The sequence below is a fragment of the Bombella pluederhausensis genome (assembly GCF_026385525.1).
GTDB lineage: Bacteria > Pseudomonadota > Alphaproteobacteria > Acetobacterales > Acetobacteraceae > Bombella > Bombella pluederhausensis.
The window spans coordinates 163,971-186,500 of the sequence record NZ_JANIDY010000002.1 but is presented as its reverse complement, the minus strand read 5'-3'; the positions used below and the strand labels follow the sequence as shown (position 1 = coordinate 186,500).

The 22,530-nt window shown below is 55.1% G+C and carries 22 protein-coding genes; 8 read left to right on the top strand and 14 right to left on the bottom strand.

What is annotated here, in order from left to right:
• Window positions 1–15 precede the first annotated feature (15 nt).
• Window positions 16–2,262 (bottom strand): dynamin family protein, encoded by a 2,247-nt coding sequence (locus NQF86_RS05495; protein WP_266116630.1) that lies wholly within the window; start codon window positions 2,260–2,262, stop codon window positions 16–18.
• A 495-nt stretch (window positions 2,263–2,757) separates the two neighbouring features.
• Here NQF86_RS05495 and NQF86_RS05490 point away from each other — a divergent pair, with 495 nt between their 5' ends.
• Window positions 2,758–3,399 (top strand): hypothetical protein, encoded by a 642-nt coding sequence (locus NQF86_RS05490; RefSeq protein WP_266116629.1) that lies wholly within the window; start codon window positions 2,758–2,760, stop codon window positions 3,397–3,399.
• A gap of 12 nt (window positions 3,400–3,411) precedes the next feature.
• Here NQF86_RS05490 and NQF86_RS05485 read toward each other — a convergent pair whose 3' ends face one another.
• The 5 genes from NQF86_RS05485 to NQF86_RS05465 all read right to left on the bottom strand — a co-directional run bounded on the left by NQF86_RS05485 (window position 3,412) and on the right by NQF86_RS05465 (window position 8,216).
• The gene (locus NQF86_RS05485; protein ID WP_266116628.1) at window positions 3,412–4,197 is read right to left on the bottom strand and encodes a MotE family protein; all 786 of its coding nucleotides are present in this window, start codon (window positions 4,195–4,197) and stop codon (window positions 3,412–3,414) included.
• Window positions 4,198–4,229: 32 nt separating this feature from the next.
• Window positions 4,230–4,640, bottom strand: a complete 411-nt coding sequence (flgC, locus tag NQF86_RS05480; protein ID WP_266116627.1) for a flagellar basal body rod protein FlgC — start codon at window positions 4,638–4,640, stop codon at window positions 4,230–4,232.
• A 45-nt stretch (window positions 4,641–4,685) separates the two neighbouring features.
• Window positions 4,686–5,081 carry a flagellar basal body rod protein FlgB gene (locus NQF86_RS05475; protein ID WP_266116626.1) on the bottom strand — a complete coding sequence of 132 codons (396 nt, stop codon included), beginning with the start codon at window positions 5,079–5,081 and terminating at the stop codon, window positions 4,686–4,688.
• Between the two features lie 19 nt (window positions 5,082–5,100).
• Window positions 5,101–7,794 (bottom strand): tetratricopeptide repeat protein, encoded by a 2,694-nt coding sequence (locus tag NQF86_RS05470; protein ID WP_266116625.1) that lies wholly within the window; start codon window positions 7,792–7,794, stop codon window positions 5,101–5,103.
• Window positions 7,795–7,973: 179 nt separating this feature from the next.
• Window positions 7,974–8,216 carry a hypothetical protein gene (locus tag NQF86_RS05465; protein ID WP_266116624.1) on the bottom strand — a complete coding sequence of 81 codons (243 nt, stop codon included), beginning with the start codon at window positions 8,214–8,216 and terminating at the stop codon, window positions 7,974–7,976.
• Window positions 8,217–8,452: 236 nt separating this feature from the next.
• On the opposite strand from NQF86_RS05465, the gene NQF86_RS05460 reads away from it, so the two are divergent.
• The 5 genes from NQF86_RS05460 to NQF86_RS05440 all read left to right on the top strand — a co-directional run bounded on the left by NQF86_RS05460 (window position 8,453) and on the right by NQF86_RS05440 (window position 12,918).
• The gene (locus NQF86_RS05460) at window positions 8,453–8,809 is read left to right on the top strand and encodes a flagellar hook-basal body complex protein FliE (protein ID WP_266116622.1); all 357 of its coding nucleotides are present in this window, start codon (window positions 8,453–8,455) and stop codon (window positions 8,807–8,809) included.
• Between the two features lie 29 nt (window positions 8,810–8,838).
• Window positions 8,839–9,114 carry an EscS/YscS/HrcS family type III secretion system export apparatus protein gene (locus NQF86_RS05455; protein ID WP_266116621.1) on the top strand — a complete coding sequence of 92 codons (276 nt, stop codon included), beginning with the start codon at window positions 8,839–8,841 and terminating at the stop codon, window positions 9,112–9,114.
• Window positions 9,115–9,948 carry a flagellar biosynthetic protein FliR gene (locus NQF86_RS05450; protein ID WP_266116620.1) on the top strand — a complete coding sequence of 278 codons (834 nt, stop codon included), beginning with the start codon at window positions 9,115–9,117 and terminating at the stop codon, window positions 9,946–9,948. It abuts the gene before it with no gap.
• Window positions 9,941–11,053: an EscU/YscU/HrcU family type III secretion system export apparatus switch protein gene (locus NQF86_RS05445; RefSeq protein ID WP_266116619.1), complete on the top strand. Its 1,113-nt coding sequence runs from the start codon at window positions 9,941–9,943 to the stop codon at window positions 11,051–11,053. The genes NQF86_RS05450 and NQF86_RS05445 overlap by 8 nt, the downstream gene beginning before the upstream one ends.
• Window positions 11,054–11,160: 107 nt before the next feature.
• The gene (locus NQF86_RS05440) at window positions 11,161–12,918 is read left to right on the top strand and encodes a flagellar hook-basal body complex protein (RefSeq protein ID WP_266116618.1); all 1,758 of its coding nucleotides are present in this window, start codon (window positions 11,161–11,163) and stop codon (window positions 12,916–12,918) included.
• 119 nt (window positions 12,919–13,037) lie between these two features.
• Here the strand turns inward: NQF86_RS05440 and NQF86_RS05435 are convergent, their stop codons facing one another.
• Window positions 13,038–13,748: a MucR family transcriptional regulator gene (locus NQF86_RS05435; protein ID WP_266116617.1), complete on the bottom strand. Its 711-nt coding sequence runs from the start codon at window positions 13,746–13,748 to the stop codon at window positions 13,038–13,040.
• Window positions 13,749–14,064: 316 nt separating this feature from the next.
• On the bottom strand, window positions 14,065–14,349 hold the full coding sequence (locus NQF86_RS05430) for a hypothetical protein (RefSeq protein ID WP_266116616.1): 285 nt from the start codon (window positions 14,347–14,349) through the stop codon (window positions 14,065–14,067).
• A gap of 301 nt (window positions 14,350–14,650) precedes the next feature.
• Between NQF86_RS05430 and NQF86_RS05425 the strand changes: the two genes are divergently transcribed.
• Together NQF86_RS05425 and glf are read left to right on the top strand one after the other, a co-directional pair.
• On the top strand, window positions 14,651–15,076 hold the full coding sequence (locus tag NQF86_RS05425) for a hypothetical protein (RefSeq protein ID WP_266116615.1): 426 nt from the start codon (window positions 14,651–14,653) through the stop codon (window positions 15,074–15,076).
• A gap of 13 nt (window positions 15,077–15,089) precedes the next feature.
• A complete protein-coding gene (gene glf, locus NQF86_RS05420; protein WP_266116614.1) occupies window positions 15,090–16,244 on the top strand; it encodes a UDP-galactopyranose mutase in 1,155 nt (384 codons plus the stop codon).
• A gap of 10 nt (window positions 16,245–16,254) precedes the next feature.
• On the opposite strand, the gene NQF86_RS05415 is transcribed toward glf, so the two are convergent.
• The 6 genes from NQF86_RS05415 to NQF86_RS05390 all read right to left on the bottom strand — a co-directional run bounded on the left by NQF86_RS05415 (window position 16,255) and on the right by NQF86_RS05390 (window position 22,349).
• Entirely contained in the window at window positions 16,255–16,623 is a 369-nt protein-coding gene (locus NQF86_RS05415) for a flagellar biosynthesis regulator FlaF (protein ID WP_266116613.1), read from the bottom strand.
• Window positions 16,624–16,718: 95 nt separating this feature from the next.
• Window positions 16,719–17,441: a flagellar hook assembly protein FlgD gene (locus tag NQF86_RS05410; protein WP_266116612.1), complete on the bottom strand. Its 723-nt coding sequence runs from the start codon at window positions 17,439–17,441 to the stop codon at window positions 16,719–16,721.
• A 26-nt stretch (window positions 17,442–17,467) separates the two neighbouring features.
• On the bottom strand, window positions 17,468–19,411 hold the full coding sequence (locus NQF86_RS05405; RefSeq protein ID WP_266116611.1) for a hypothetical protein: 1,944 nt from the start codon (window positions 19,409–19,411) through the stop codon (window positions 17,468–17,470).
• A gap of 40 nt (window positions 19,412–19,451) precedes the next feature.
• Window positions 19,452–20,312 carry a flagellar motor stator protein MotA gene (motA, locus tag NQF86_RS05400; RefSeq protein WP_266116610.1) on the bottom strand — a complete coding sequence of 287 codons (861 nt, stop codon included), beginning with the start codon at window positions 20,310–20,312 and terminating at the stop codon, window positions 19,452–19,454.
• 42 nt (window positions 20,313–20,354) lie between these two features.
• Complete coding sequence (locus NQF86_RS05395) at window positions 20,355–21,572, bottom strand: flagellar motor protein MotB (RefSeq protein ID WP_266116609.1); 1,218 nt, start codon at window positions 21,570–21,572, stop codon at window positions 20,355–20,357.
• Between the two features lie 45 nt (window positions 21,573–21,617).
• On the bottom strand, window positions 21,618–22,349 hold the full coding sequence (locus tag NQF86_RS05390; protein WP_266116608.1) for a hypothetical protein: 732 nt from the start codon (window positions 22,347–22,349) through the stop codon (window positions 21,618–21,620).
• Between the last annotated feature and the right edge of the window lie 181 nt (window positions 22,350–22,530).

Genomic DNA, 22,530 nt, shown 5'->3' with positions numbered 1-22,530 from the left:
CTCTCATAAAACTCATCAGGCCTTATTACTGAGGATCTCGTCCAGACGGGCTTTTACTTCACCAATTTCTTCAAGCCGCTCCTCCGCTTCTGCTTGCGCCACAGCCCTGGCCTTCACATTATCTTCCTGCCTCTGAATACTCTCTGACAGCTCATCCAGCTTCTTGGGCAGCAGCGTCTTCACACGTTTCTTGAACAGCTCCACATAGTCCTTGCGATATGTGATAATTTTATCTTCAGCTATTCTGGTAGCGTCTTCAAAATTCAGTTCAATTGACTGCTGCCTTTTACGCCAGATAGCCCTAACATTGGCCTTCCTGTCATAGACCGTCTTTTCATCCCCCCACGTGAATGGATTCCACCATCTCGACACTGAAACCTGCCGAGCTTCTTTTACAATTTCACTTGAATCAAGCTCCGTATCCATGTTGAAGGCCACATCCCCCAATGCACTCCACAAAGGGCGGCTCATCGTGCCATCATCCAGGCCCTTGAACATGTCCTTCACCTTATTTGCGTAGAAGGACTCAAGCTCTTTTCCAATCTGCTCATTAGACTCTTCCATCAGAGTATTCAAAAATGCCAGATATTGTTCAAAATAACCTTCAAACTCAGTCTTGGCCTTGTTTAAGACTGACTCAACCTTGGAAGGCTCAACAAGCCCATCTGGCAGCCTATTCCCGGTCGCTGCCAGAAACATCTCCCGCTCGGTCCGCTTCTTCTGTATCTGCTCCACGAATTCACGAGGGAGTGTTTCCACTCCCCTCAGTTCATCCAAAAAAGACTGGCTCTCCCATACTTTTGCAGACTCATTCCGTAACTGATCACAAACCTTCCGGATCTTCTGGATTTGCTCCTCATTTTCAGCAATCAGCTTCTGAAACTGTTCTTCACCTCTACCAATATCCAGCACCTCTTTCGCAACAGACGCTACACGATGCAGACGGAATGGGTAGTTATATTTGCGGGCATACCCCTTGATGGCTGCCTCCAGAGCCGCCATACCGGAGCGATAGGCAAGCTCATTTTTCTTATCAACCGACATGGAAAATGTAGTAGGTGCCTTGGCGCTAAGATCAATGCCTGCCCAATTCTCCGATGGCTCTGGCAGAAAAGCCATCTCAAGCCTTGGTAAATCCCCTTTATCCGCCCGCGTAAAATTACTGGCAGACTTCCGGGACAGCAGTGCCAGACGGGCTGATACTGGATAGATAAAGGGATTTTTAATACCTACATCATCTAAATAAGAGCGGCACCTACCGAGAACAGCATCAATATTCTCTCTCTCCGGATCAAACGTGTCTGCCTTGTTCAGGACAAAAAGAAAGCGATCCCGTGCCTGTGGGTCTTCTTTTATTTCTCTCCCAATAGTTTCCAGCAGATTCTTGTCATCATTAATGCCCAGCTGCTGGGCATTAAGCACATATAGAATAAGAGGCTTCCTTTTATTATCAGAAATCTTATTCATAGTAATAACACGATGACGATCATCACGGCTATTATTCGGGCCAGGAGTGTCTGTCAGGACAACATTGAGATCCTGTTCTCCCAACACAAAAGGAAGAGGCCCTTCTATCGTAATTGTCTGAACACGCTCATCACGATTCCACTCCTGCATCATATCAAGAGTGACATTACCAGAGCGATCAATCTCCCGAGAATCTTTAGCTCCGGGTACCCCTTCATAAGCAATCCCTGCATATGAAGGAGTCGCTTCATTTTTAATTTCTGTTATGACGGCCGTTGTTGCCTCATTAGCAGCCGGCATCAGTTCCTTATGAAGGAAAGCATTAATCAGGGTTGACTTACCAGAAGACATGGTCGCAATGACGTAAATGTCAAAACGATCCCCCAGTGCCTCATTAATTTTGGCCTGCTTATCCGGATGCTCTTTCAGTAGCTTTTTAAAAAATGGTTTCTCATACTGCGCATTCAGCCAGCCTGTAAAAGCCCTGAACTTCTCTTCAGGGGACTCCATCGTTACATACCGCTTGACGGTAATTTTAAAGCCCCTGCGATTGGCATCACGGACCATTGTCTCGACATCTTCCTGATCGGACTTCGTGCCAGAAAACGTCAGGTTGATGATCTTTTCCCCGTGAAACTGTTTTTCCAGCTCATCTGGCAATTTATGAATCCAGCTCTGGAGCATCCTCCGGCTCATATCCGCCAGTGGCAATGACTTCTCCAGTGTTTTGCCATTCACCGTAATAGAACGATTTTCCGGGGAAAATGGGTCATAAACCAAAGACACATCAATCATCAGATTGCACTTCCAACGCTGGGTAAGTTAACAAAACGAAAACACGCTAGACCTACCCCAAAATATTGGCAAGTCCATTCATTAATCTTTCCTTACAATATAGCTACGTCATTTTCGGACGTAGGTTAACACGACAGAAACGGTCATGTACCTGAAACAACAGGCTGGCATTGATGCCGTTTCAACCTAAAATCATGTCCGTTCATCCATCTCGGATCAGACCCTGAAATGAGGCACCTTCACATGCGGCGTATTTTACAACTGATATGTTTATTAGGCTTCGCCACCCCCATCATTACACAGGCGGCAGAACAACTCGTCCCCGGATGGGTATTGTGCAACAAAGATGGCGGTCTGGCGCCCATATATAAAAAGCGCAAATGTCTGCTGGAACATAGCCAACCAACTGAACGGCCCCAACAACCGTTACTGGACATGCCGCCCCGTTACGGTACCGGCCTATTTCTTCAATTAAGTCATTTTTCCGGAATCACCATGACAAAGCAGAAAACCTTCGGGGCGGCGCTTGCTCTTGCACTGACATGCCTGCCCAATGCAGGCCATGCGGCTCCCACTATCCGGGATGTCCGTGATACTGTCCGGGTCATTCCCATAAAACTGGATGCAGAGGCCAAGGTGCCCATCAAGAAGGGGGAGACACTTCATCTTCTCAGGCTCTACCACGACAGTGGCAATGCATGGTCGTGGAATGAGTATATCGCCTTCGAGCCCTGCCCCCGTGACAACAACACCCTCTGCGCCGTGCCTTTTCTGGATGCACAGAACAATGCATACAGCCTGCAAGATGCTCTGCATGCCGATGAAGATGCCCTCACCACGGTCGGCTTCTATACCGTCCAGAGCGCTCAAGGCCGCTGGAATCTGTTCATGATCCGTATGGAACGCTCATCAGGCGATTCAGCTTACTCCAAAACGGCAACAACCGCCCATGTCAGTTTGTTCAAGCTGGCTCCACAGGCGCCGGATGCGGCCATGCCGGAAAATAATTACTTCGCAGAAATCGCCACCCTGCCGGTTGGCAGTTACTGCAACAGTACTGTCGCCCTTACCACTTTCCTCAACCAGCCTCTGCCACCCGGTACGACATCACCGGATGGATGTATGCAGGGCCAGTGAAACACGGCTGACTCACGGTGCGATATTGGTATCAACCGGGCTGTTCAGCCGGTTAATCGTATCAGGGCTGAGCTTGCGGATGCCTGCCAAATACTGGGACAGAATATTCGCCCGATCCGGCTGCATGTTGCCGATGACATCGGAAATCCGGCGGGGAATCATATGCTGGGCCACGGGCACCAGCACCCGCATATCCAGAATATTAAACATCGCCGCTGCATCACGGGGCGGCATCTGCTCATAGATGTGCGCCAGACGGGCAATGCTCTGCTCCACATCCTGACGGCGCTTCTCCTGCTGGGCAGAAAGTTCGGAGGCATTGCGCCCAAGAGCCTGTAACTTTTCGTCCAGTTCCTTCTGTTCCTGTTCAAGGGCCTTCTGCTGGTGTTGAAGGCTTTCCGCCTGCCCCTGCATGGCCTGCCGATGGCTCGCCAACTCCCCGCTCAACCCCTGCTCGGCCAGACGGACACGGGAGTCCGGCAGTTCCTCATCAGCCTGCCCGGTAGCGGGGTCATCCTCAGCCAGCCCATTGGCTGGCGTCCATCCCTGAAGACGGTTCATCAGGATACGCTGGCTGCTGGGCTTCACACTTTCAGGCGCCTTCACACCGGCAGGTACGACACTGGCACCCGTGCCGTGCGGTTCGGGCTTGGGGGGAGTCTCTGGAGGCGTTTCATTCTGTGCGGAGGGACTGCTGATCTGCGCCGCAAGAGAATGAAGATTCAACGCCAGCAGCACCGTCATCAGGCAAGAGGCGAGATTGGTGATCTTGCTCAGGGAGAATCCGGGTTTTCTCATGGGTCTGACATTCCCTCTCATGGCGTTACTCCTCAATCCTTCATCAGATTGATGGCCCGTGCCAGCATGGACCGGGTAACCTGCATGGTGTTGAGATTGGCCTCATAAGAATGCTGGGCATCGTGGCTATCCATGATTTCCACGATGGAGCTGACATTAGGCATCTTCACATAGCCCTGCTCATTGGCAGCAGGATGAGCCGGGTCGTAACGCATCTGAAAGTCAGACTGATCCTCCCCAACAGAGCGCACCGTCACGCTGGAGACACCACTGGCACGGTCCAGCGCCTCCCGAAACGTCACGATCTTACGGCGATACGGGTCTGCGCCAGGTGATGACCCCGTTGTCTCCGCATTTGCCAGATTTTCAGCCGCAACCCGCAAACGGGCTGTCTGGGCCCGCATCCCAGCGGCTGAAACGCCAATCGTATCCGAAAAATCCATCCTGTTCTCCTCTCTTCTTACCGCTCTTGCATCACGGGCAGGGCATCACTGCCCGCCTCCCCCGAGGGCCATGCCGTAAAGCCCCATGTACCGGCCATAAACAGTCGTGGCGAAACGCTGTTGATCGCTCGTCTGGGCAATCTTGCCCAGCTCATCCTCCAGCACGACACGATTGCCATCCAGCGAGGCACGACCGCCCTGTTTGTGGGCATGGGTCTCCCCTGCTGGCCCCAGCATATGGGCCGGATTGGTGCGCTTCAGAGCCACGCCATGAGCCGCATTCAACACCCCCTGAAAAGGCGATACATCCTTCGGGCTGTAATGGGGCGTATTCGCATTAGCGACATTCCCTGCAAGAACGGACTCACGGTTTTGAAGCCAGCTCATCCGCCGCTCCGCCAGATTCAAAAGGTCTGTCCCGCCTGTCTGCGTCATGCTCATTGTCTTTTATTCCCTTTCCTCACTGGCCCGTCTGTTGTGCGGACACCAACAGACGGAACATCTGCCCGGCGTCTCCCTCAAAGGGGCGGTCCCCTATGCGGTTGCGTATCCAGTCCAATGTTCCTGCATCACCAGCACGAGAGGCATCAGATGCCAGACGAAGCGCCAGAAGCTGTTGAGAGACAGTCAGCGTTCCTTTGGGTGGGAGAAGCTGCTCCACCATGCTGCGCAGGTCTGTGACGGCGGGAGACCATTCCTCCCGGTTCTCATGAATATGCGCCCGCATGTCCGCCGCCTGCGGGTCCTGATCCGCTCCCAGAAGATACAGGGCAACTTCCGGCTTGCCGGAAGCAGCAGCCATACTGGCCATGATGCGGTTTCTCCGGGCCGCCTCCTGCGGGGGTAGATGTGCTCCGCCCGTGCTCGACAGGGTCTCAGAAGCCTTATCGAACAAACCCCGCCGGATTTCATTCTCTGCCAGTTCATCCCCGGCAGCAGCCCTGTGCTGCGGGTCCGTCATCATGGGGATGGCCGTGCTCATAGCCTCTCCGGCTCTTTTCTCCAGCCCCAACCTACCCAGAACCCGCCCATAATCCAGCAGAAGGCTTCCCTTCTGGTCGCTGGCAGGCAGGTCCGGCAGATGCGCCCGCAACAAGGCAGCCCCATGCAGCAGAGCCGCCTGATCCTGCGATGATACAAGCGCCCCATCTGCTCCCGAAAACCCCTGAACGACACCGGCCAGTGCGGCAGATGTCAGAGCCTGCATCCGGGCCTCATCATGGGGTGCTGGTGCCTGCTGGGCCTGATCCAGAGCCTGCAAGGCAGACTCCCACTGATGCGCCCTTATATGCGCCCCGGCTCTCAACATATTCACGATGCCATCCCGACCAGAAAGGCAGGCATCGGGCAGAAGGGATGCATATTGCCGAGCGGCTTTTTCTGATGTCAGGTGCCCATCACGCAGGCTTAAGGCTACACCCTCCTCCATCGCTTTTTCAGCAATGATGGGGTCATGGTCGATGGACAGTGCTTCCAGCAGATGGGTGGCCTCTTTTTCATCACCATCACGCAGCGCACGGACAGCCTGAACGAAACGGGTATCACTTCCTGCGGGAAGATGATTCAGGGCCTGCCTGTCAGATGGCGTCCCCCGGCGGGCAATGACCTCCGCCGCCACAGGCAGCAGGGAAGCACGCAGAGAAGCAGGGTAGTTCAGCAGGCGGGGCATGTCCCGTGCCAGCAGACGGGTCGCTTCCGCATCCTTGCCGCCAGCCTTGGCCTCGTACAGCCCCTGCCAGAGTTTCGTGGCCCGCATGGCTTCTTCCGGCCATTCCTGCATCAGCTGGGCAGCCCCCTTCATGCGGCCTGTCAGCAGATCCACCGCTGCCAGAAAGAAACGTACATCCGGACGGAAGGCTTCTTCCGGATCATCCTCCAGAGCCACGTCCATGATGGCCCGTGCATCGGGGAAAGCACCGGCACCCAGTGCTGCCTGTGCAGCTTCCAGACGCTTCTGAAAACGATCCTTTGGTGATGAATCTGCCGCTGCCACAAGGGCCTTTCGATAGCGCTCCTGCGCCTGTGGAGCCGTAAGCTGTTTCAGCCCCAGCCAGTTCAAATCCACATCACTGGCATAGACAGCCCTGTCCATATCCGCCAGCGGGCGATCATCAGCCCTCTGAAGCAGGTCCCCCTGCATGGTGGCCCGCATAACCACCTGTGGCGGTTCATGCTGGGCAATCACCACACCTTCCAGAGATGGCCAGACATCGTAATCCTTACCCTTACGCAGGGAGAGCATCCCGCCATCATCCAGCGCTGAAGTCCCCACAATCAGGGGCGTGCCAGAAACAGGGTCCTTGATGGAGAAGACCCGCCCCGGCCGCCGCATGGGGAACAAAAGCCCATTTCCCCGCAATTCGGGGGTAATATCTGGCCTGTCCATATAATCCATGCCCGGAGGTGGCTGATCGCCCAGCACCCAGCCGTCACTCTGCTGCGACAGATAAAGCTGGCGGGTATCCGGCACGGGCAGGCTTATCATCGTCAGCTCTGGCAGGGTCGTGACATTCAGGCGAGAGAAAATGCCATCACCATGCAGAGCCGATACATCCATAGGTTGACTGGCATCCACCAGAATGATGAAACGGTCACCACTCTGATAGGCGGCAATGCCCATCTGCCCCGGCACGGGGATCAAAATCCGGTTTCGTGACGGAGCCGTAACAGGTGCTTCATTCCCTGTTCTACGGGATGAAGGCGCATGGTCTATCCTGCCTACTCCCAACCGCAGCACGGCCTGATCTTTCCCGGCAGCTTCCAGAAACTGACTGAGAGACTGATCCTTCTTCTCTGGGGTGGCAGGGGCCTGTTTCTGGGCCGCAGCAGGCATCTCGCCCTGCGCCTTACCAACACCCAGAACATGCGCCCCCCAACCAGAGGGAACACCCTGAAGGAGAGGGTCACCCGGCTTTACATGGTTCTGCACCGGCTCTGCTGCCGGTACGGGCTGAGTACCAGCTGCGGGAGCATGATGAGGATGGCCGTGATGAAGATGTACAGGAGACCGCTTCTGCTCCGCTTCATCTGGCCGTGTCTGGGCCGAAGCAGACGGTACTGCATCCATAAAGAACGAAGCACGAGCTGGAGTCTGCGCTGCCAGAGCCGTACCACACAGCCAGCCCTGCCCGCCTCCAGCTGTCAGGCCCAACATGATGAGACCGGCAACACCATAGCCGACTCTACGCCAGGGTCCGTCTCCTGCCGGAAACCCGGAGTCAGCCTTATGGACAATGCATGGCATGATGCTGCGATCCCTCATGATCCTCAAATCCGTTCCTTCATCCCTTTACCCAGACGGGCCAGAAACCAGCCCACCCGACATGACTGGCCTCAGGCCAGCAGGTTGACGAAACTGCTCGTGGCAGAGTTCTTCCGCACACCCTTGGCACTGGGAACAACCTGCCCTGTGGCATCAAACTGCATGGTTGCCTCGCCCCCTTTGGTACGACTGGAAGAAAGCTGCACACGAGCGGCCTTCTCCGACATAGCGGCCTTACGCATTTCATTTGCCTGCTGAGACGTCTTGAGACGCATGGCAGAAGCCAGCTCGGACGCTACTGATGGTGCTGACATGATTTTCTCTCCTTCATGAGCCATCCATTCATTCTGATGGCAGTTCCTGATACCGAACATACAAGGAAAAAACAAAGCTATTTACATGCCTATAGATGAAAACAGACTTACATAAACCTTCTATTAAAAGAAAAAACATGGAATATTTTAAAAATAGTCATTACAAGTAAAGCTGTATAGCGTATCAAACACACGACACATCATTTTCCTGAATGCAAAGGAGGCCAGATCACCTCATGTCCATCTCCAGCATTGCCAGTTCCTCCGCCCAGAGCTTTGATGCCGGGCAGGCCTATGGGCGTGCGCAGCAGCTCAGCCAGACCAACCTCCCCGCCAATGGTGACCTGATGGGGGAGACGGAAACATCTGACGCCGTCTCCAGCTTCAGCACTGTTCTGAGCAGCGCCATCAAAGGGGCCATCAATACCGGAAAGGTGGCCGAGAGCCAGACAGCACAGGCGCTTTCCGGCAAAGGCAATATGTCGGACGTTGTGGCCTCTGTTGAAGAAGCCAAGCTGACCCTCCAGACCGTAACGACCCTGCGGGACCGTTTTGTCAGCGCTTATCAGGATGTCATGCGGATGTCTGTCTGACCGATAAGGCCGGAAACAGGAGGACACTCATGGGGCATGCTGTTGATGTTCAGGAAATCCTGCGCCAGACGCTCATTGTTGCCGTCAAGCTGGGAGCGCCGTCCCTACTGGCCTCCCTGCTGGCAGGGCTGTGTGTCTCCCTGTTTCAGGCCATGACGCAGGTCAGCGAAGCTACGCTGTCCTTCGTGCCGAAATTCATAGCTGCCACGGCCACGCTGATTCTGACAGCCTCCTTCATGCATGCCACCATCCACGCTTATGCTGAAATGATCTTCGATCAACTCATCAAAGCTGGGGGCGTCTGAATGCTCTCCCTGTCCGACTTCTTTGGTTCACCGGACCTTGCCACCCCTCATGGGTCGCTCGCCGTGCTGACGGGTATGTTCGTTATTATTCTCTGCCGTGTCAGTGCCGTTGTCATGGTGGCGCCGGGGCTGGGGGAAAGCGGAGCCCCAGCACGGGTGCGGGCAGGACTTTGCCTGATGATCACCCTCACCCTCCTACCCGTTCTTCAGCAGCGGCTGGTCGCCGTGTCTGGTGAGGCCCTGCGTATGCCCGCCATGGTGCTCAAACTAATCGCTGGTGAGCTGCTCTGCGGATTCTTTCTGGGGATGCTGGCCCGTCTCCTCGCCATGTCCCTCGCCATTGCCGGGCAGATCATCGCCGTTTTCACGGGTATGGCCAGCGTCATACAGACGGACAGCCAGCTTGGGGCTTCCAGCACAGCCATCAGCCATATGGCCAGTGCGCTGGGGCCCATCATTCTCTTTTCCACCGGGCTGTATGCCCTGCCCCTCATGGCCCTGTCCGGCTCCTATACGCTCTTTCCCGCAGGCCATGTCACCACCATGCTGATCGGGGACATGACCACGGACATGGTCCGGGCCGTCAGCACCAGTTTCCTCATCGCCATGCAGCTGGCAGCTCCCTATCTGCTGCTTGGCACGCTCTGGCCTGCCATGTTGGGCGTGCTAAACCGTCTCATGCCCTCCATACAGGTCTATTCCCTCGCCATTCCGGCCCAGATTCTGGGAGGCATCCTGCTCATGGCCCTGCTGATCCAGATTCTGACGGGCACATGGGCCGAGAAAATGCAGCTCTATCTCTCGGCCCTTCCCGGCCTGATGCCGCATGGCTGAGGAAAATGGCAGCGGAGGCGGCGAGAAGTCGCAGGCCCCAACAGAAAAACGCCTCCAGAAAGCCCGTGAAGAAGGCAATGTTGCGCAATCCAAAGAACTGCTGATTCTTGTGGCACTAGGCACCTTCCTGCTTGTCTTTGCCCTGAGCATCCCGGCCTCTGCCCGGCAGTTTACTCACGATATGAGCGGAATTTTCATCAATTTCGGCCTCGTACCAAATGACCCGACTGCCCTGTATCGATTCAGCCTTAACGCCTTCATGATCGGACTGCATCTGATAGGCCCACTCATGGGAGCAGGAGCCTGCGCCATCCTGATCGGTGGGCTTTTACAGACGGGCTTTCTCTTTCGGCCAGAAGCGCTGAAACCCGATATCGGGCGCCTATCCCCCCTGAAGGGAATCAAGCGGATCATCAGCCTCAATAATCTGATCGAAATGCTCAAGACTCTGGCCAAGTTCGCCGTGTTCGGGCTGATTCTCTATAAGGTGGCTCTCCAGACCATCGCCCTCGCCCCACAGACGGAACGCTGGACACCCTATCAGCTCATTGCCGCCATGAAGTCATGGTTCATCTATGCGGGCTTCATGGTGCTGGCCATACAATGCGTCATCACCGGGCTGGATGAAGTCTGGTCCCGCTATCATCGCTTCTCCAAGCTGAAAATGAGCCTTCAGGACATCAAGGATGAGATGAAGCAGAGCGAGGGCGACCCGCAGATGAAGGCCCGCCTCAAACAGCTCCGCCTGAGTCGTTCCCGCCGTCACATGAAGAAAGCCGTGAAGGATGCTACGGTCATTGTGGTCAACCCGACTCACTATGCCGTTGCCATCCGGTACGATCAGGCCAGCGGCTCTGCTCCCACGGTCGTGGCCAAAGGGATGGATGAGCTCGCCTTCCGCATCCGTGAAGTCGCACGAGAGGAAAAAATTCCCGTCATTTCCAACCCGCCGCTAGCCCGTGCCCTGCATAGCCTGCCACTTGATACTGAAATCCCTGAAGAATTCTGGAAGCCAGTCGCCACCATCATCGCCTATGTCGTCCGGCTGAAAACGCCCGGCTCCCGTGCTGTTCTGCCACAAGGAACGGATATGTCCGGGCTTTAATCGCCTGTTCAGGAAAAAATGATGTTATATTTGATTTTAAAAATGCCGTTTCATAGGCTTGATGAAGGAATAGCCTTAAATATCAGGTAAAGATCAAGGATAAAACTATGTCCGGTGTATTCAATGCACTTACGACGGCTGTCAGTGGCATCAATGCCCAGTCAGACGCCTTCACCAACCTCAGTAACAACATCGCCAACAGTCAGACGGTCGGCTACAAGGCTAACACGACCTCCTTTGCAGACTTCGTGGCAGGCAACATCACGGGTAATTCAGCCTCGCAGGCAGAATCCAACACCGTTCAGGCCATCACGGTCCAGCATGTTGATAATTCCGGTACAGCCACCAGCAGCACTAACGGCCTTGCCATGGACATCTCTGGCAGCGGCATGTTCGTCACCTCCAAGCCGACAGGGGCAGGCACGGCCAATGCAGGGGTGACCAACTTCTCCGACCAGAAGTTCTACACAAGAAACGGTGATTTTCAGCAGGACAAGAAGGGCTATCTCGTCAACACATCCGGCTATTATCTGGATGGTTACATGGCTGACCAGACAGGCACGCTGACCAACAAGCTGACGCCCATCAATGTCAGCAATATCGGCTTCAAGCCGACAGCCACAACGACCATGACGCTGAATGCCGCCATTGGGAAGCTCCCCACGGATTCCACAAACTACACACCGCAGAACTACACCACAGCCCCCACCACGACTTATGATTCCAGCTCCAACCCGCACAAAATTGCCGTGCAATGGCAGCAAAGTGATACCAATCCGCTGATCTGGAATGTCTCCGCCTATGATGCGGATGGTAACGGCACCATTGCCCCTAACAGCTATCAGGTCGCATTCGACCATTCCGGGGCTCTTTCTTCCATCACTGATCTTCAGACAGGCAAGGAAGTCGGGTCATCAACCTCTGGCTCGGCAGCGGAAATCCCCGTTACAGCCCATTATGGCAATAATGAAGAACAGACCATGACCCTCTCTCTGGGTACCATCGGTGGTACCAGCGGGACGACCATGGTGTCCTCCAACAACACGACAGCGGCCAATCAGGCCAATCCACTTACCCTATCCGGTACCAGTCTGGCCATGAGCCCGACCACCATCGGTACGACAACAGACAGCATGCAGAGCTACATGAGCTCTCCACTCCCCATCAGCAGCACGGACAAGAACGGTACGACAACGACCACACCCGTTGCCGTAAAATGGACCCAGACAGCAGCCTCCCCGCCAACATGGTCCGTACAGGCTGTTGACCCTTATGACAGTTCCGCCACCTCTCCCGTGCAGGCGGACAAGGTTCATTCTGTCGTCTTCAATAAAGATGGCAGCATGAAAAGCTTTGATGGGCAGGCTGTCAGCAAAGGTAGCCCTGTTTCTGCCAGCCTGACAGTCAATGGCACCAATTACAGCCTTGATCTCTCCAATGCCTCGCTGACAACCGGCACATCCACCGGGGCCGACACGACAGCCCTGACCAATGACAGCATCACATCCGGCACCTACAAAGGCGCAGAAATCGAAAGTGATGGCTCTGTCATGGCGCAGTTCGACAATGGTTACAGCCAGCTTATCGGCAAGGTTGCCCTGACGAACTTCAACAACGTCAACGGGCTTCAGGCCGTAGATGGTCAGGCCTATCTGGCCACAGCCCGCTCTGGCACGCCAAAAACAGGCCTTGTTGGTGAGAATGGTACAGGGTCCCTTGCTGTCGGGTATGTTGAGTCCTCCACCACAAACCTGACAGGCGATCTTTCTGCCCTCATCGTGGCGCAGGAAGCCTATAGTGCCAACACGAAAACAGTCACAACAGCCGACAATCTGCTCCAGCAGACCATTGCCATGAAGCAGTAAAACTGCACGAACAGGCCATATGAAAAGGGCGCAGAAGTTATCCTCCTGCGCCCTTTTCTGCATTATCTTCACATACACCAGAAAACCCGTATCGGCAGAACGTACGGTCACTCTGGATTTCAGGCCTTGATGCGGGAGCGGCCCTTCTTTTTCCGATCATAATGACCGAGACCAGTTCTGGACGCTTCCAGCTTCTTCATGGTCGAATAGCTTTCGCAAGCCATGGGATAATCTGGTGCCAGCCCCCAATAGACACGATACCCGTCCGGGCTCTGCCTGTGCTGACGCTCAATGTGACGTTTCAGCATGCTGAATGCTCCGCCGCAATGCAGACAGATGATCTCATCACTGAAAACGGAATCCTCGGGGGCACAGTAGGGTTCATCACGGCTGGCGATCCACTGGCCCGGCTTTTCTTTGACTTCCGGTGACATGCCCTGAACGAAATGACTGCCCAGAGCGCTGGACGTCATGCCGTCATGCTGCCCTGCCAAGGCTGGAAGACCAGCAAACGTATCACCTGTTCCTTTCGTACCAGAAGGAAGGCTGCCCATCATCTTTCGGGCAAGGCTGGAGACTTCCTCTGCAGCACTGGCCATATCATGAATGACACCGACATCAGCAAGACCGGAAAGGACATTCAGGACCGTCCCTGCCCGTTCAGGATACTGCCGGGATAGTTCCAGCAATGTTTCTGTCATGTTACGCAGACGTTCTGCCTGCCCAACAATATCACTTAATGTCTGGGATGGCAGAAAATCCTGCTGGAACCGTGACAGAAGACGCCCTATTCCTTTTTCGATAAACGTACTGGCTGGTTGTGATGTCATATCCCACTCCCTTCTCCGGCCTGTTCTTTGCACCATATTAAATGATTGTTGTCGTCTTGCCTACAAGACCTTTCATAAGGCCAGAGTACTATATAGGAACAACAGGCTCCCATATCAAACAGACAAGACACACCAATCTGAGCAGGCGAAGTCATACCCCCTGAAAAAGCCAAAAAAATGGCATAGCCATAATTTTATGGAAAAATAGCCTTTCAAAAACAGAAAGACCCGCCGGGAAATCTCCCGGCAGGCCTGCAAAAAACGCCTACCTCCCCTAGAACAGGTCATGCTCACCATGACGGAACCAAGATCAGCATCACTCCATGACGCTATCCACACTGAACGCCACCATCCCGGCAGCCCTCATCCCCACCGCAAGAGCGTACTCGTACAGACGTCTGTCCTGTTCACGGATCGTAAGGCACAGCTGTGCTGAAGAATGCACATCAGCCGGTTTCTCCTCTACGCTTTCCGCAAGTCCTCCCGTGGCAATTTCACGCATATCCGCAAGGAAATCTTCTATCCGGTCTTCCATTTCCATAGGATAGGGAGAACCAGCTATACGAGGCATCGGGTAATCCTTCTTCCAAAACTTCGCCATGGCCGACCATCATGCCCATATCATGTCACCATGACCCTGGTATACAGGATCATAAAAACACAAGACATGGAAGCCACCCAAAGACTTAAACAAGATCAAAACACGAACATTCATATACTATAATAGTATTAAATATCTATTAAATAGCCAAATTTTAGCCAAACAAAATCAATGAGCCATAAACAAGTAAAACACAAAAAAAGCGGCGCAATTTTCCATCATTTAATAATGACATCCTATTATAGGCCACAAGGCCATATGATGGCGACTTACCCCGGACCTGCACTGCAAGGACCATGATATGATCACATTCAGGCGCATGCCAGCGCATCATTCATTGTATCTGGGGCTTCTTTGCCTCCTCCCTGTATCCGCCATGGCTCAGGGCTTCTATGGCGGTAATGAATATCTGCTCAGCCCACCATCACCGCCGCCGCCTCCCGTCAGGGAGTTCACACATCTCCCTCCGCCACCACCTCCTCCATCCTCACTGGCAGGAACATGGCAGCGTGACGGCTATCGCCCCAAATCCCTGCCAGCACCATGGGCAGCCCCCCTATGGGGTACCTATCAGAACCCTACCGTTTCACCCCAGAATGGCTGGAATGCACCGGATTTCCTCCCATGGGGGACTTATGTCCCCTCTCAGGCGCCTTATCCCGGTCTCCCTTATCCTCCGGCACCCCCTAGTCGCAGCTGCATAGATCAAAGCTGCACAGGCCCCTGAGACAAAAACGGCCATGAAGTTCTGTATCGTTGGGGCGGGATTCAGCGGGGCTGTCACGGCGCGCCATCTCGCCGAGCGGGGCCATCACATCACCTTGATTGATGAACGCTCACACCTTGGGGGCAACTGCCATACGGCACGAGACCCGCAAACAGGCATTATGCTCCATCACTATGGGCCGCATATCTTCCATACGGCACATGACCATGTCTGGCGGTACGTGCAGCGTTTTGGTCACTTTGCCCCCTACATCAATAGGGTAAAGGCCATCAGCCGGGGACGGGTCTATACGCTGCCCATCACGCTTCTGACCATCAATCAGTTTTTCAATAAGGCCCTGCACCCCACAGAGGCCAGAGAGTTCATCAGGCAGCAGGCGGCCCGACACATCACGTCCCCCCGCAATTTTGAAGAACAGGCCCTCCATATGGTCGGCCCGGCGCTATATGACGCCTTCTTTAAAGGCTACACGACAAAACAATGGGGAATGGCCCCTTCTTCCCTACCCGCATCAATCCTGAAAAGACTTCCTGTTCGTTTTAACTACGATGACAACTATTTCAGTCATCCCCATCAGGGCATTCCTGTTGAAGGCTATACAGCACTGATTGAAACGATCCTGACACATCCCCGCATCACCGTGCATCTCAACACAGCCTTTGAAACCTTCCCACACCGGGACAGCATGGATCATACGTTCTATACAGGGCCGCTGGATCGCTACTTCCAGTTCTGTCATGGCCGCCTCGGCTATCGTACACTGGATTTTGAGCGTATTGACGCAGAAGGCGACTATCAGGGAACGGCCGTCATGAATTACTGCGATGAGGACGTGCCCTATACCCGCATAAGCGAACATAAACACTTCGCCCCGTGGGAGGCATCACACTTCACAAAGACAGTCTGTTTCCGGGAATATAGCCGTCTGGCTGGGCCAAAGGACACACCCTATTATCCCATCCGTCTCGCAACAGAAACAGCTATGCTCAGCCAGTACATCCGTACGGCCATGGTTACAGAGAACGTCTCTTTTCTGGGGCGGCTGGGCACATACCGCTATCTGGACATGGACACCACCATTGCCGAAGCGCTTGATGCCTGCCGCATCATGGATGACTATATCGCCCAGCAAAAACCTCTGCCGGTTTTCTTCACATCTCCGGATTAAAAAAGAGCGTTCAATCGTCTCCGGCCTGTTCCAGTCCTTCCAGCACATTACGGGCAGTCTCAATCAAAGGAACAAGGCTGAGATCTGGGTCCAGCATGGCCCGTATGCCATATCTCTGCGCCTGATCCGCCATACGGGCAAAGAGCAGCCGATCCTCCGTTTCCACGACACCCGTTTCCACTGCATTGGCTCTCTGGATCAAAGACCAGAGGCGCTGGTGCGTGGCAATGGCCTGATTGCGCTGCACGACATCCCGGCCATGCACCACACTTTCCAGCACAGCAATCAGACGGCGAAAACATTCAGCGTCTGCTTCCCGGTCTGTCAGCGATGTGCTGGCAGCCAGACGATAAACATTCATGGCATTATTCTGATACATACACCCTCCCGCCTCCTTTCTTCTGGCGGGTGACTCTCTCTCCCGATGAAGCCACCCTACCCCGCAGTCTCAACGACCGTCCGGCTGATATGCTGTCAGCTCGTGGCCTGTACGCTGGACATCGGAATCTCCGCATCGCCCATCAGCACATTCATGCCCGTGCTGCTTTTCTTCATACCCGTGACAGTCCCCTTGATAGTGAAGGGCACATCAGACGTATTGCCCTGACTATCCACCGTCTTCACGGCGACACTGTACGCACCATCAGACAAGCTCGTGCCGCTGTCATCCTTGCCATCCCATGTCCATGATGTCTGGCCCGTACCAGCCCGCAGCACATCATGACGAACCACCTGCCCAGCACTGTTGGCAACAGAAATCCCCACCGTCTGCCCGGCACCTGCCTGAAAGGACAGCCCCGCAGACCCAGACTGGAGAGGCAGCGTTGTACCGGACACGCTGACCTGACGCCCGACCAGCCCCTTATCCTGCGTCAGCTGGGCTGTTTCGTTCAGGGAGATCAACGTGTTGAGATTGCTGTTGGTCTGAACCTGCTGCTCCACAGTGGAGAACTGGGCAAGCTGTGCCGCCATATTCTCCGTATTCATCGGGCTGCTGGGGTCCTGATGCTTCAGCTGGGCCGTCAGCAATGTCAGGAAGTTGTTTTCATTATTCGCCATAGAGGCAAAAGCCCCGGCCGTGCTCCCGGCAGAAGACCCGCTCTGCCCCGCCTTCCCCAGAGAAGCCGCCCCGCTACGGGCTGCACTATCCGTAGCCTGCTGCAAGGCCAGAATATTGGTGGAAAGTGAATTAGCCATGATCGTCTCCTTCTCCGCAACTTACTTCAGACTGAAATATTCAGGCGTCCTGTCCGACCTGATGATCCCTCTGCCGATCCGCCATCCTGCTCATCCGGCCATGATGCTGTGTCCTGCTGTGACACACCAGAAAAAGCCGCTGTCTGACGGGTCTGCGGCCCTTGCCGTGCGCTTCCATCACCTCCAGCAAAGGACCCGCCCATCTGGAAAGACGATGGATCGCCAGCACCCTGCCCCATGGTCTGATCCGGTGCCTGACGCTGATGCTGCGGCATGTTCTGCTCCTGCCCGCCTGCCATCTGACCTGAATCGGCTGGCAGGACATCAATCTTCATTGTGCTGCCATGCAGTCCAGCTTCATCCAACTGCTTAGCCAGAACATGATGAGTCTTCTGCAACACCTCAGTCGTGCCATCATCCCGCCCCTGAAGGGAAAGAGCTGAAAGCCCTTCAGCGGAACGGTTGATCTGAACATGTACGGGAGCCTCATCAGACGTCATGACGGTCATGCTCAGGGTCCCTGCCGGACCGCCAGATTCCTTACCCGCCAACCCGGGCAGGGCAGAGCCATGCAGAGATGTAACCTCTGCCGTATCAGGCTTCATCATGTCATGGGGGCTACTGCTGGCAGGGACAGAATGTGTTTCCGTCAGAGGAGCCGCCTCACTCCCATGAAGAACCGTGGCGAGTCCGGCAAAAGATGACGGTTCCCCAGCGGTCTGTGTCTTCACATCTGACTCACTGGCAGAGGCCACAGACTCACTATCGTGACCTGCCATGGCCTGCCCGTCCCCAGACCCTCCCTGCTGTTTGCCGGACTCTGAAAAAGACGCTTCGGCTCCGCCTGATGAGGTCTTCACCATAAGGCCGAACAGAGAGTCAGACTGGCCGCCAGCACCCGGCACCGTATCCACTGAACGAGAGGCCGCCACAGCCCTATCCGTCATGGATGTTCCCGATATGCTGGCCGCACTTGCCAGAAACCCCACCATCTTCACAGAAGATGCAGGCCAGCTTCCACTCCCTTGAATCCCCTGTGACGGTACCACCGAAGCATGACGTATATCCGGTGTCTGGAATATGGTTTTCCCGCCACCATCCGCTGCCCGGAGAGTCGTTTCATCCTTAATGGCGTAATCCTTCCCCCGTGGCAGAAGGACCCGGGGCTGCACGGCGGCGGCCTGTGCTGGTTCCGCCATGGCAGAGACAAGCCCAGCCGGACCATTCCCGGCACGCTGCTGCAGAACAGACTGCATAGATGATGAAGGTTGCCCCACCACGCTACCAGCTGTCCCTGTTCTGACATCAGCCCGTGATACCCCATGAACACTGGCAGCCGCTGGCGTAATGACAAACAAATCATCAGCCTTGATACGTACCGCCCCGACCGAAGACGAAGTCGATGCGATCACCGTACTGGCTGTTCTATCAGACTGGGAGACCGCATAGGCTGCCGCTGGCCCTGTATCCTGCATAGGCTGTGATGATGCGGCCATCAGAGCCGCCAGAGATTGTTCCTGCATGGTAAGACTATCGTTCCCTGTATCTGTTTTCCTGTCCTGATCGTCAGTCTTCTGCGGCTCATCATGAGAGGCGGCCTGTGCAGATGGAGGGCTGCCGGACTCACTCTGCCCCGTATCCGAGACTGCCTGAGGCGCGGGCGGCGGCGTCACATCAGCCACCATGGTGGACGGAGCAGAAGGCTGGGTCTCTTTCCCTTTGTCCTGCTCTGTTCCACCCTGTTTCTGTGGCGGCTCCTGAGACGGCTGCTGGTCTACGGGCTCCCCTGTATCCTGCGTCTGAGGCAGTTGTGAGGCTGATTCCTGCTTTGCCAGAACACGGGCAAAACCCGCACGCTTCGCCGTCACTGGCAGGGCCACCTTCCTGCCGGAAGGGGCAGAGGCTACAGGCTGGGTCTTTCCCAGATCAGGCATGACCGGGCTGGAAAGAGAAGGACGAGGCATCACCATAAACGTCTCACAATTTCAGTACGGGCACCGGCGGTGCCGGTCATGTCAGTTCATTCAGCATGCTGTCGACAGCCGCAAAATCGGGCATGAACTCCTCAGGAATGTCCTTACGCCCGATCTCAATACAAACCTGCGGAGGCTGCCCCTGAAGGAACGCCACAAGCACGGTACGGATGGTGTCATAATAACGGTTGTCCATCTTCACGATGGCCTGCATCCGGGAGGCCAGAGGGCCAACAACCCCATAGGCCAGCAGCACGCCCAGAAAGGTCCCCACAAGCGCCCCGGCAATCATCTCACCCAGAACGGCAGGCGGCTTGCTGATGGCGGCCATGGTCTTCACCACACCGAGAACGGCCGCCACGATCCCCAGCGCTGGCAAAGCATCGGAGATACCAGAGAGGGATTCAGCAATGTGCAGGTCCTCATGCAGGTTCTTTTTCAGCTCACGCCCCATGATCTCATCAAGCTGGTGGCTCTCATCAAGATTCATGCTGATGAGCCGCAGATAGTCGCAGATCATGTCCCGTGTCTTGGCGTCCTGCTTGATCCGGGGTGACGTGGCGAAAATGCTGCTCTCCTGCGGCTCCTCAAAGTCATTTTCCAGAGAGGCAATACCCTTCATATTGGCCTGCCTCAGCAGGCGGTACAGCAGGGCCAGAAGGTCCATATAACTCTGTTGGCTGTGCCGGGGGCCTTTCACAACCAGCATCAGATATCCAAAAACGGATTTCAGTGCCGACATGCTGTTACTCATGACAAACACGCCAACGGCTGCCCCCAGAATAGTCAGGAGCTCAAAGGGCATGGAGGCCAGAAGCGGCGCCAGCGCACCGCCGGAAGCCGCAAAGGAGCCAAATACGCATAGAAGTGCAAAAATCAGCCCACCGATATACAGCATCTTATCGTTCCTCTCTCAAAACGGCCCTGTTCCCTGACTGTTTCATCGTGCCTTCCCCTGTTCCGGTGCTGAATGCGCTGACGGCTCTGCTGTCTGAAAAGACGCTGGCAACGGATGGAGACGGTGAATCAGCAGAACGATGCGCCGGTTCTCAGGCGCTTCAGGATGGGCCGGGTCGGCAAGACTGCGATCCGCCCGCCCTTCCACACTTCTGATACGCCGGTCCGGGTAACCAGATCGGACCAGAATTTCCCGCACACGGTCTGCCCGCATTTCCGAAAGAGTCCAGTTGGAAAGGCCATGGCTGCCCACCTGCCGCAGATGATACGGCACGCCATCCGTCTCCCCGATGATGGAGATGTCTTCTGGCAATGTTCCCAGCCATGCCCCGATCTGCCCCAACAGCACCCGGCCATCCTTGTTGGGCATGGTCTCGCCATTATCGAACATGGGCCTATGCGCCGTATCCTGCACTTCAATACGGATCTCATCCGTGCCCATCTCGAACCCGAGATTATCTTTCAACCCACTCAGTCCGGCTTCATGAGCGAGGCTGCCTTTCAGCTCCTTCATCGTCTGCTGGAGATGGGCGTCCTCCTGTGCTGCCTGACGGAGCGTTTCCGCACCGTGCCCCGATGCAGCCGTGGCGTCATGCGGTCCTTCATCAGCTGGCGGGGCTCCAGCGACCGTTGTGCCCGTTCCGGCACTCCCATCATCTGCAACATTGCCTTCACCAACCTGACCGACATTTTCTGCCGCCCCCGTTTTCGGCCCGCCCAGAGGAATAATCTCTGCACGCCCTATACGGGCTTCATCCTCATCAGGATGATCCTGCATTCCGGGGGGAAGAATGCTGACGCCACTGCTGGTCAGGATTCCATCATCAGCCTGCCCGGCTTTCTGACCATCACGCCCCTGATCCTCTGGATGAGTCTGTGAGGCATCCGGTTTCGGTGGTGGTTCATGGTCAGAATTATGAATTGTCCGCAGGGAAGACGGTGCCGAAAGGGGCGATGTTTCCAGAAGGGCCTGGTTGGATGTCGCCTTACCTGTCTTATCCGCCATGGGATTAAAGAACAGGGCAATCCCCCGTTTCTGCTCATCCGTGGTGATGTTGAGCAGCCACATGAGCAGGAAGAACGCCATCATGGCCGTCATGAAATCAGCATAAGCTACTTTCCATGCACCACCATGGTGACCGGCCTCCACCACCTCCTCCCGCTTTATGATGATGGGGGGCGTGTTCTTGCGCTCAGCCATGGTCATACCACCATGTCAGCATCTGGATGACAGAAACAGAGACCATCAGCGACCTCTGTTATGAGCAATGCCCACACGTACGGAAGGCATACCCGCAAAAGACGCCGTACCCGTATGGGTCAGCTCGATGGCAGTATCCAGCCAGACTTCGCCGCCAATCTCACGCCACCGTTTACAGAACGTATAATCCTCGCTGAGGTAAGTGCCGCTTTCCGCATCCACACTGCCCTCGAACAAAGCAAAGCGGCGTCCATCCTCACCAGCAGGGGCATCAATGCGTTTATATTCCAGTTCTGGATAAGCCTTTATCATGCGGCTGACAGCATTCCGGCTTATCATCATGAAGCCCGTACCCGCATAGGCTGTCTGCAATAGCGGGCCGTGCTCGTATGTCTCATGCATGGCAGCCGTTTCCCCGACATAACGCAGGGAGGCTGTCTGCTGGCGTTCACCGGCCAGAATATTACGCTTTGTCTGATCATCCCAGTAACGGTCCCGCAAGGGGTACATCCCGGCAATCACATCCTTGCCAGCCTGAAAAAGACGTGTCGGCGCATTAGCTGGGAAGCTGATGTCAGCATCCACAAAAAGAATATGAGAGCAGTCCGACCGAAAATAGAAATTGGAGAGAAGCGTGTTCCGTGCCCGTGTCACCAGCGCATCATCACCAACATGCATGACGGTCATGGGAATGCTCTGACCGCTGGAGGCATAGCCGATGACGGACAGCATATAGCCTGTCGTCACCATCCCACCGAAACAGGGCGTCGCCAGCATGATCTTCCCCGAAGGTGAATTACCCATCTGCATCAATGCAACCCCTCTGTAAAAAAGATACCACAACAAAGACATGACCAAAACTTGTTGTGGCCTTAAATTACCTCACATAATTCATGCTTCTCAAGGTTTTTATAAGGCTAGTTATTAACTACATATCAAAATTGTACTATTTTAATGT

Coding starts and splice junctions, on each gene's coding strand:
- NQF86_RS05425 (WP_266116615.1), top strand. CDS start 14,651: ATGATCACATTCAGGCGCATGCCAGCGCATCATTCATTGTATCTGGGG.
- NQF86_RS05460 (WP_266116622.1), top strand. CDS start 8,453: ATGTCCATCTCCAGCATTGCCAGTTCCTCCGCCCAGAGCTTTGATGCC.
- NQF86_RS05390 (WP_266116608.1), bottom strand. CDS start 22,349: ATGCTGGCGACGCCCTGTTTCGGTGGGATGGTGACGACAGGCTATATG.
- NQF86_RS05430 (WP_266116616.1), bottom strand. CDS start 14,349: ATGGCGAAGTTTTGGAAGAAGGATTACCCGATGCCTCGTATAGCTGGT.
- motA (WP_266116610.1), bottom strand. CDS start 20,312: ATGCTGTATATCGGTGGGCTGATTTTTGCACTTCTATGCGTATTTGGC.
- NQF86_RS05455 (WP_266116621.1), top strand. CDS start 8,839: ATGGGGCATGCTGTTGATGTTCAGGAAATCCTGCGCCAGACGCTCATT.
- NQF86_RS05445 (WP_266116619.1), top strand. CDS start 9,941: ATGGCTGAGGAAAATGGCAGCGGAGGCGGCGAGAAGTCGCAGGCCCCA.
- NQF86_RS05440 (WP_266116618.1), top strand. CDS start 11,161: ATGTCCGGTGTATTCAATGCACTTACGACGGCTGTCAGTGGCATCAAT.
- NQF86_RS05450 (WP_266116620.1), top strand. CDS start 9,115: ATGCTCTCCCTGTCCGACTTCTTTGGTTCACCGGACCTTGCCACCCCT.
- NQF86_RS05415 (WP_266116613.1), bottom strand. CDS start 16,623: ATGTATCAGAATAATGCCATGAATGTTTATCGTCTGGCTGCCAGCACA.
- NQF86_RS05465 (WP_266116624.1), bottom strand. CDS start 8,216: ATGTCAGCACCATCAGTAGCGTCCGAGCTGGCTTCTGCCATGCGTCTC.
- NQF86_RS05435 (WP_266116617.1), bottom strand. CDS start 13,748: ATGACATCACAACCAGCCAGTACGTTTATCGAAAAAGGAATAGGGCGT.
- glf (WP_266116614.1), top strand. CDS start 15,090: ATGAAGTTCTGTATCGTTGGGGCGGGATTCAGCGGGGCTGTCACGGCG.
- NQF86_RS05395 (WP_266116609.1), bottom strand. CDS start 21,572: ATGGCTGAGCGCAAGAACACGCCCCCCATCATCATAAAGCGGGAGGAG.
- NQF86_RS05495 (WP_266116630.1), bottom strand. CDS start 2,262: ATGATTGATGTGTCTTTGGTTTATGACCCATTTTCCCCGGAAAATCGT.
- NQF86_RS05405 (WP_266116611.1), bottom strand. CDS start 19,411: ATGGTGATGCCTCGTCCTTCTCTTTCCAGCCCGGTCATGCCTGATCTG.
- NQF86_RS05475 (WP_266116626.1), bottom strand. CDS start 5,081: ATGAGCATGACGCAGACAGGCGGGACAGACCTTTTGAATCTGGCGGAG.
- NQF86_RS05410 (WP_266116612.1), bottom strand. CDS start 17,441: ATGGCTAATTCACTTTCCACCAATATTCTGGCCTTGCAGCAGGCTACG.
- flgC (WP_266116627.1), bottom strand. CDS start 4,640: ATGGATTTTTCGGATACGATTGGCGTTTCAGCCGCTGGGATGCGGGCC.
- NQF86_RS05470 (WP_266116625.1), bottom strand. CDS start 7,794: ATGTTGGGCCTGACAGCTGGAGGCGGGCAGGGCTGGCTGTGTGGTACG.
- NQF86_RS05490 (WP_266116629.1), top strand. CDS start 2,758: ATGACAAAGCAGAAAACCTTCGGGGCGGCGCTTGCTCTTGCACTGACA.
- NQF86_RS05485 (WP_266116628.1), bottom strand. CDS start 4,197: ATGAGAAAACCCGGATTCTCCCTGAGCAAGATCACCAATCTCGCCTCT.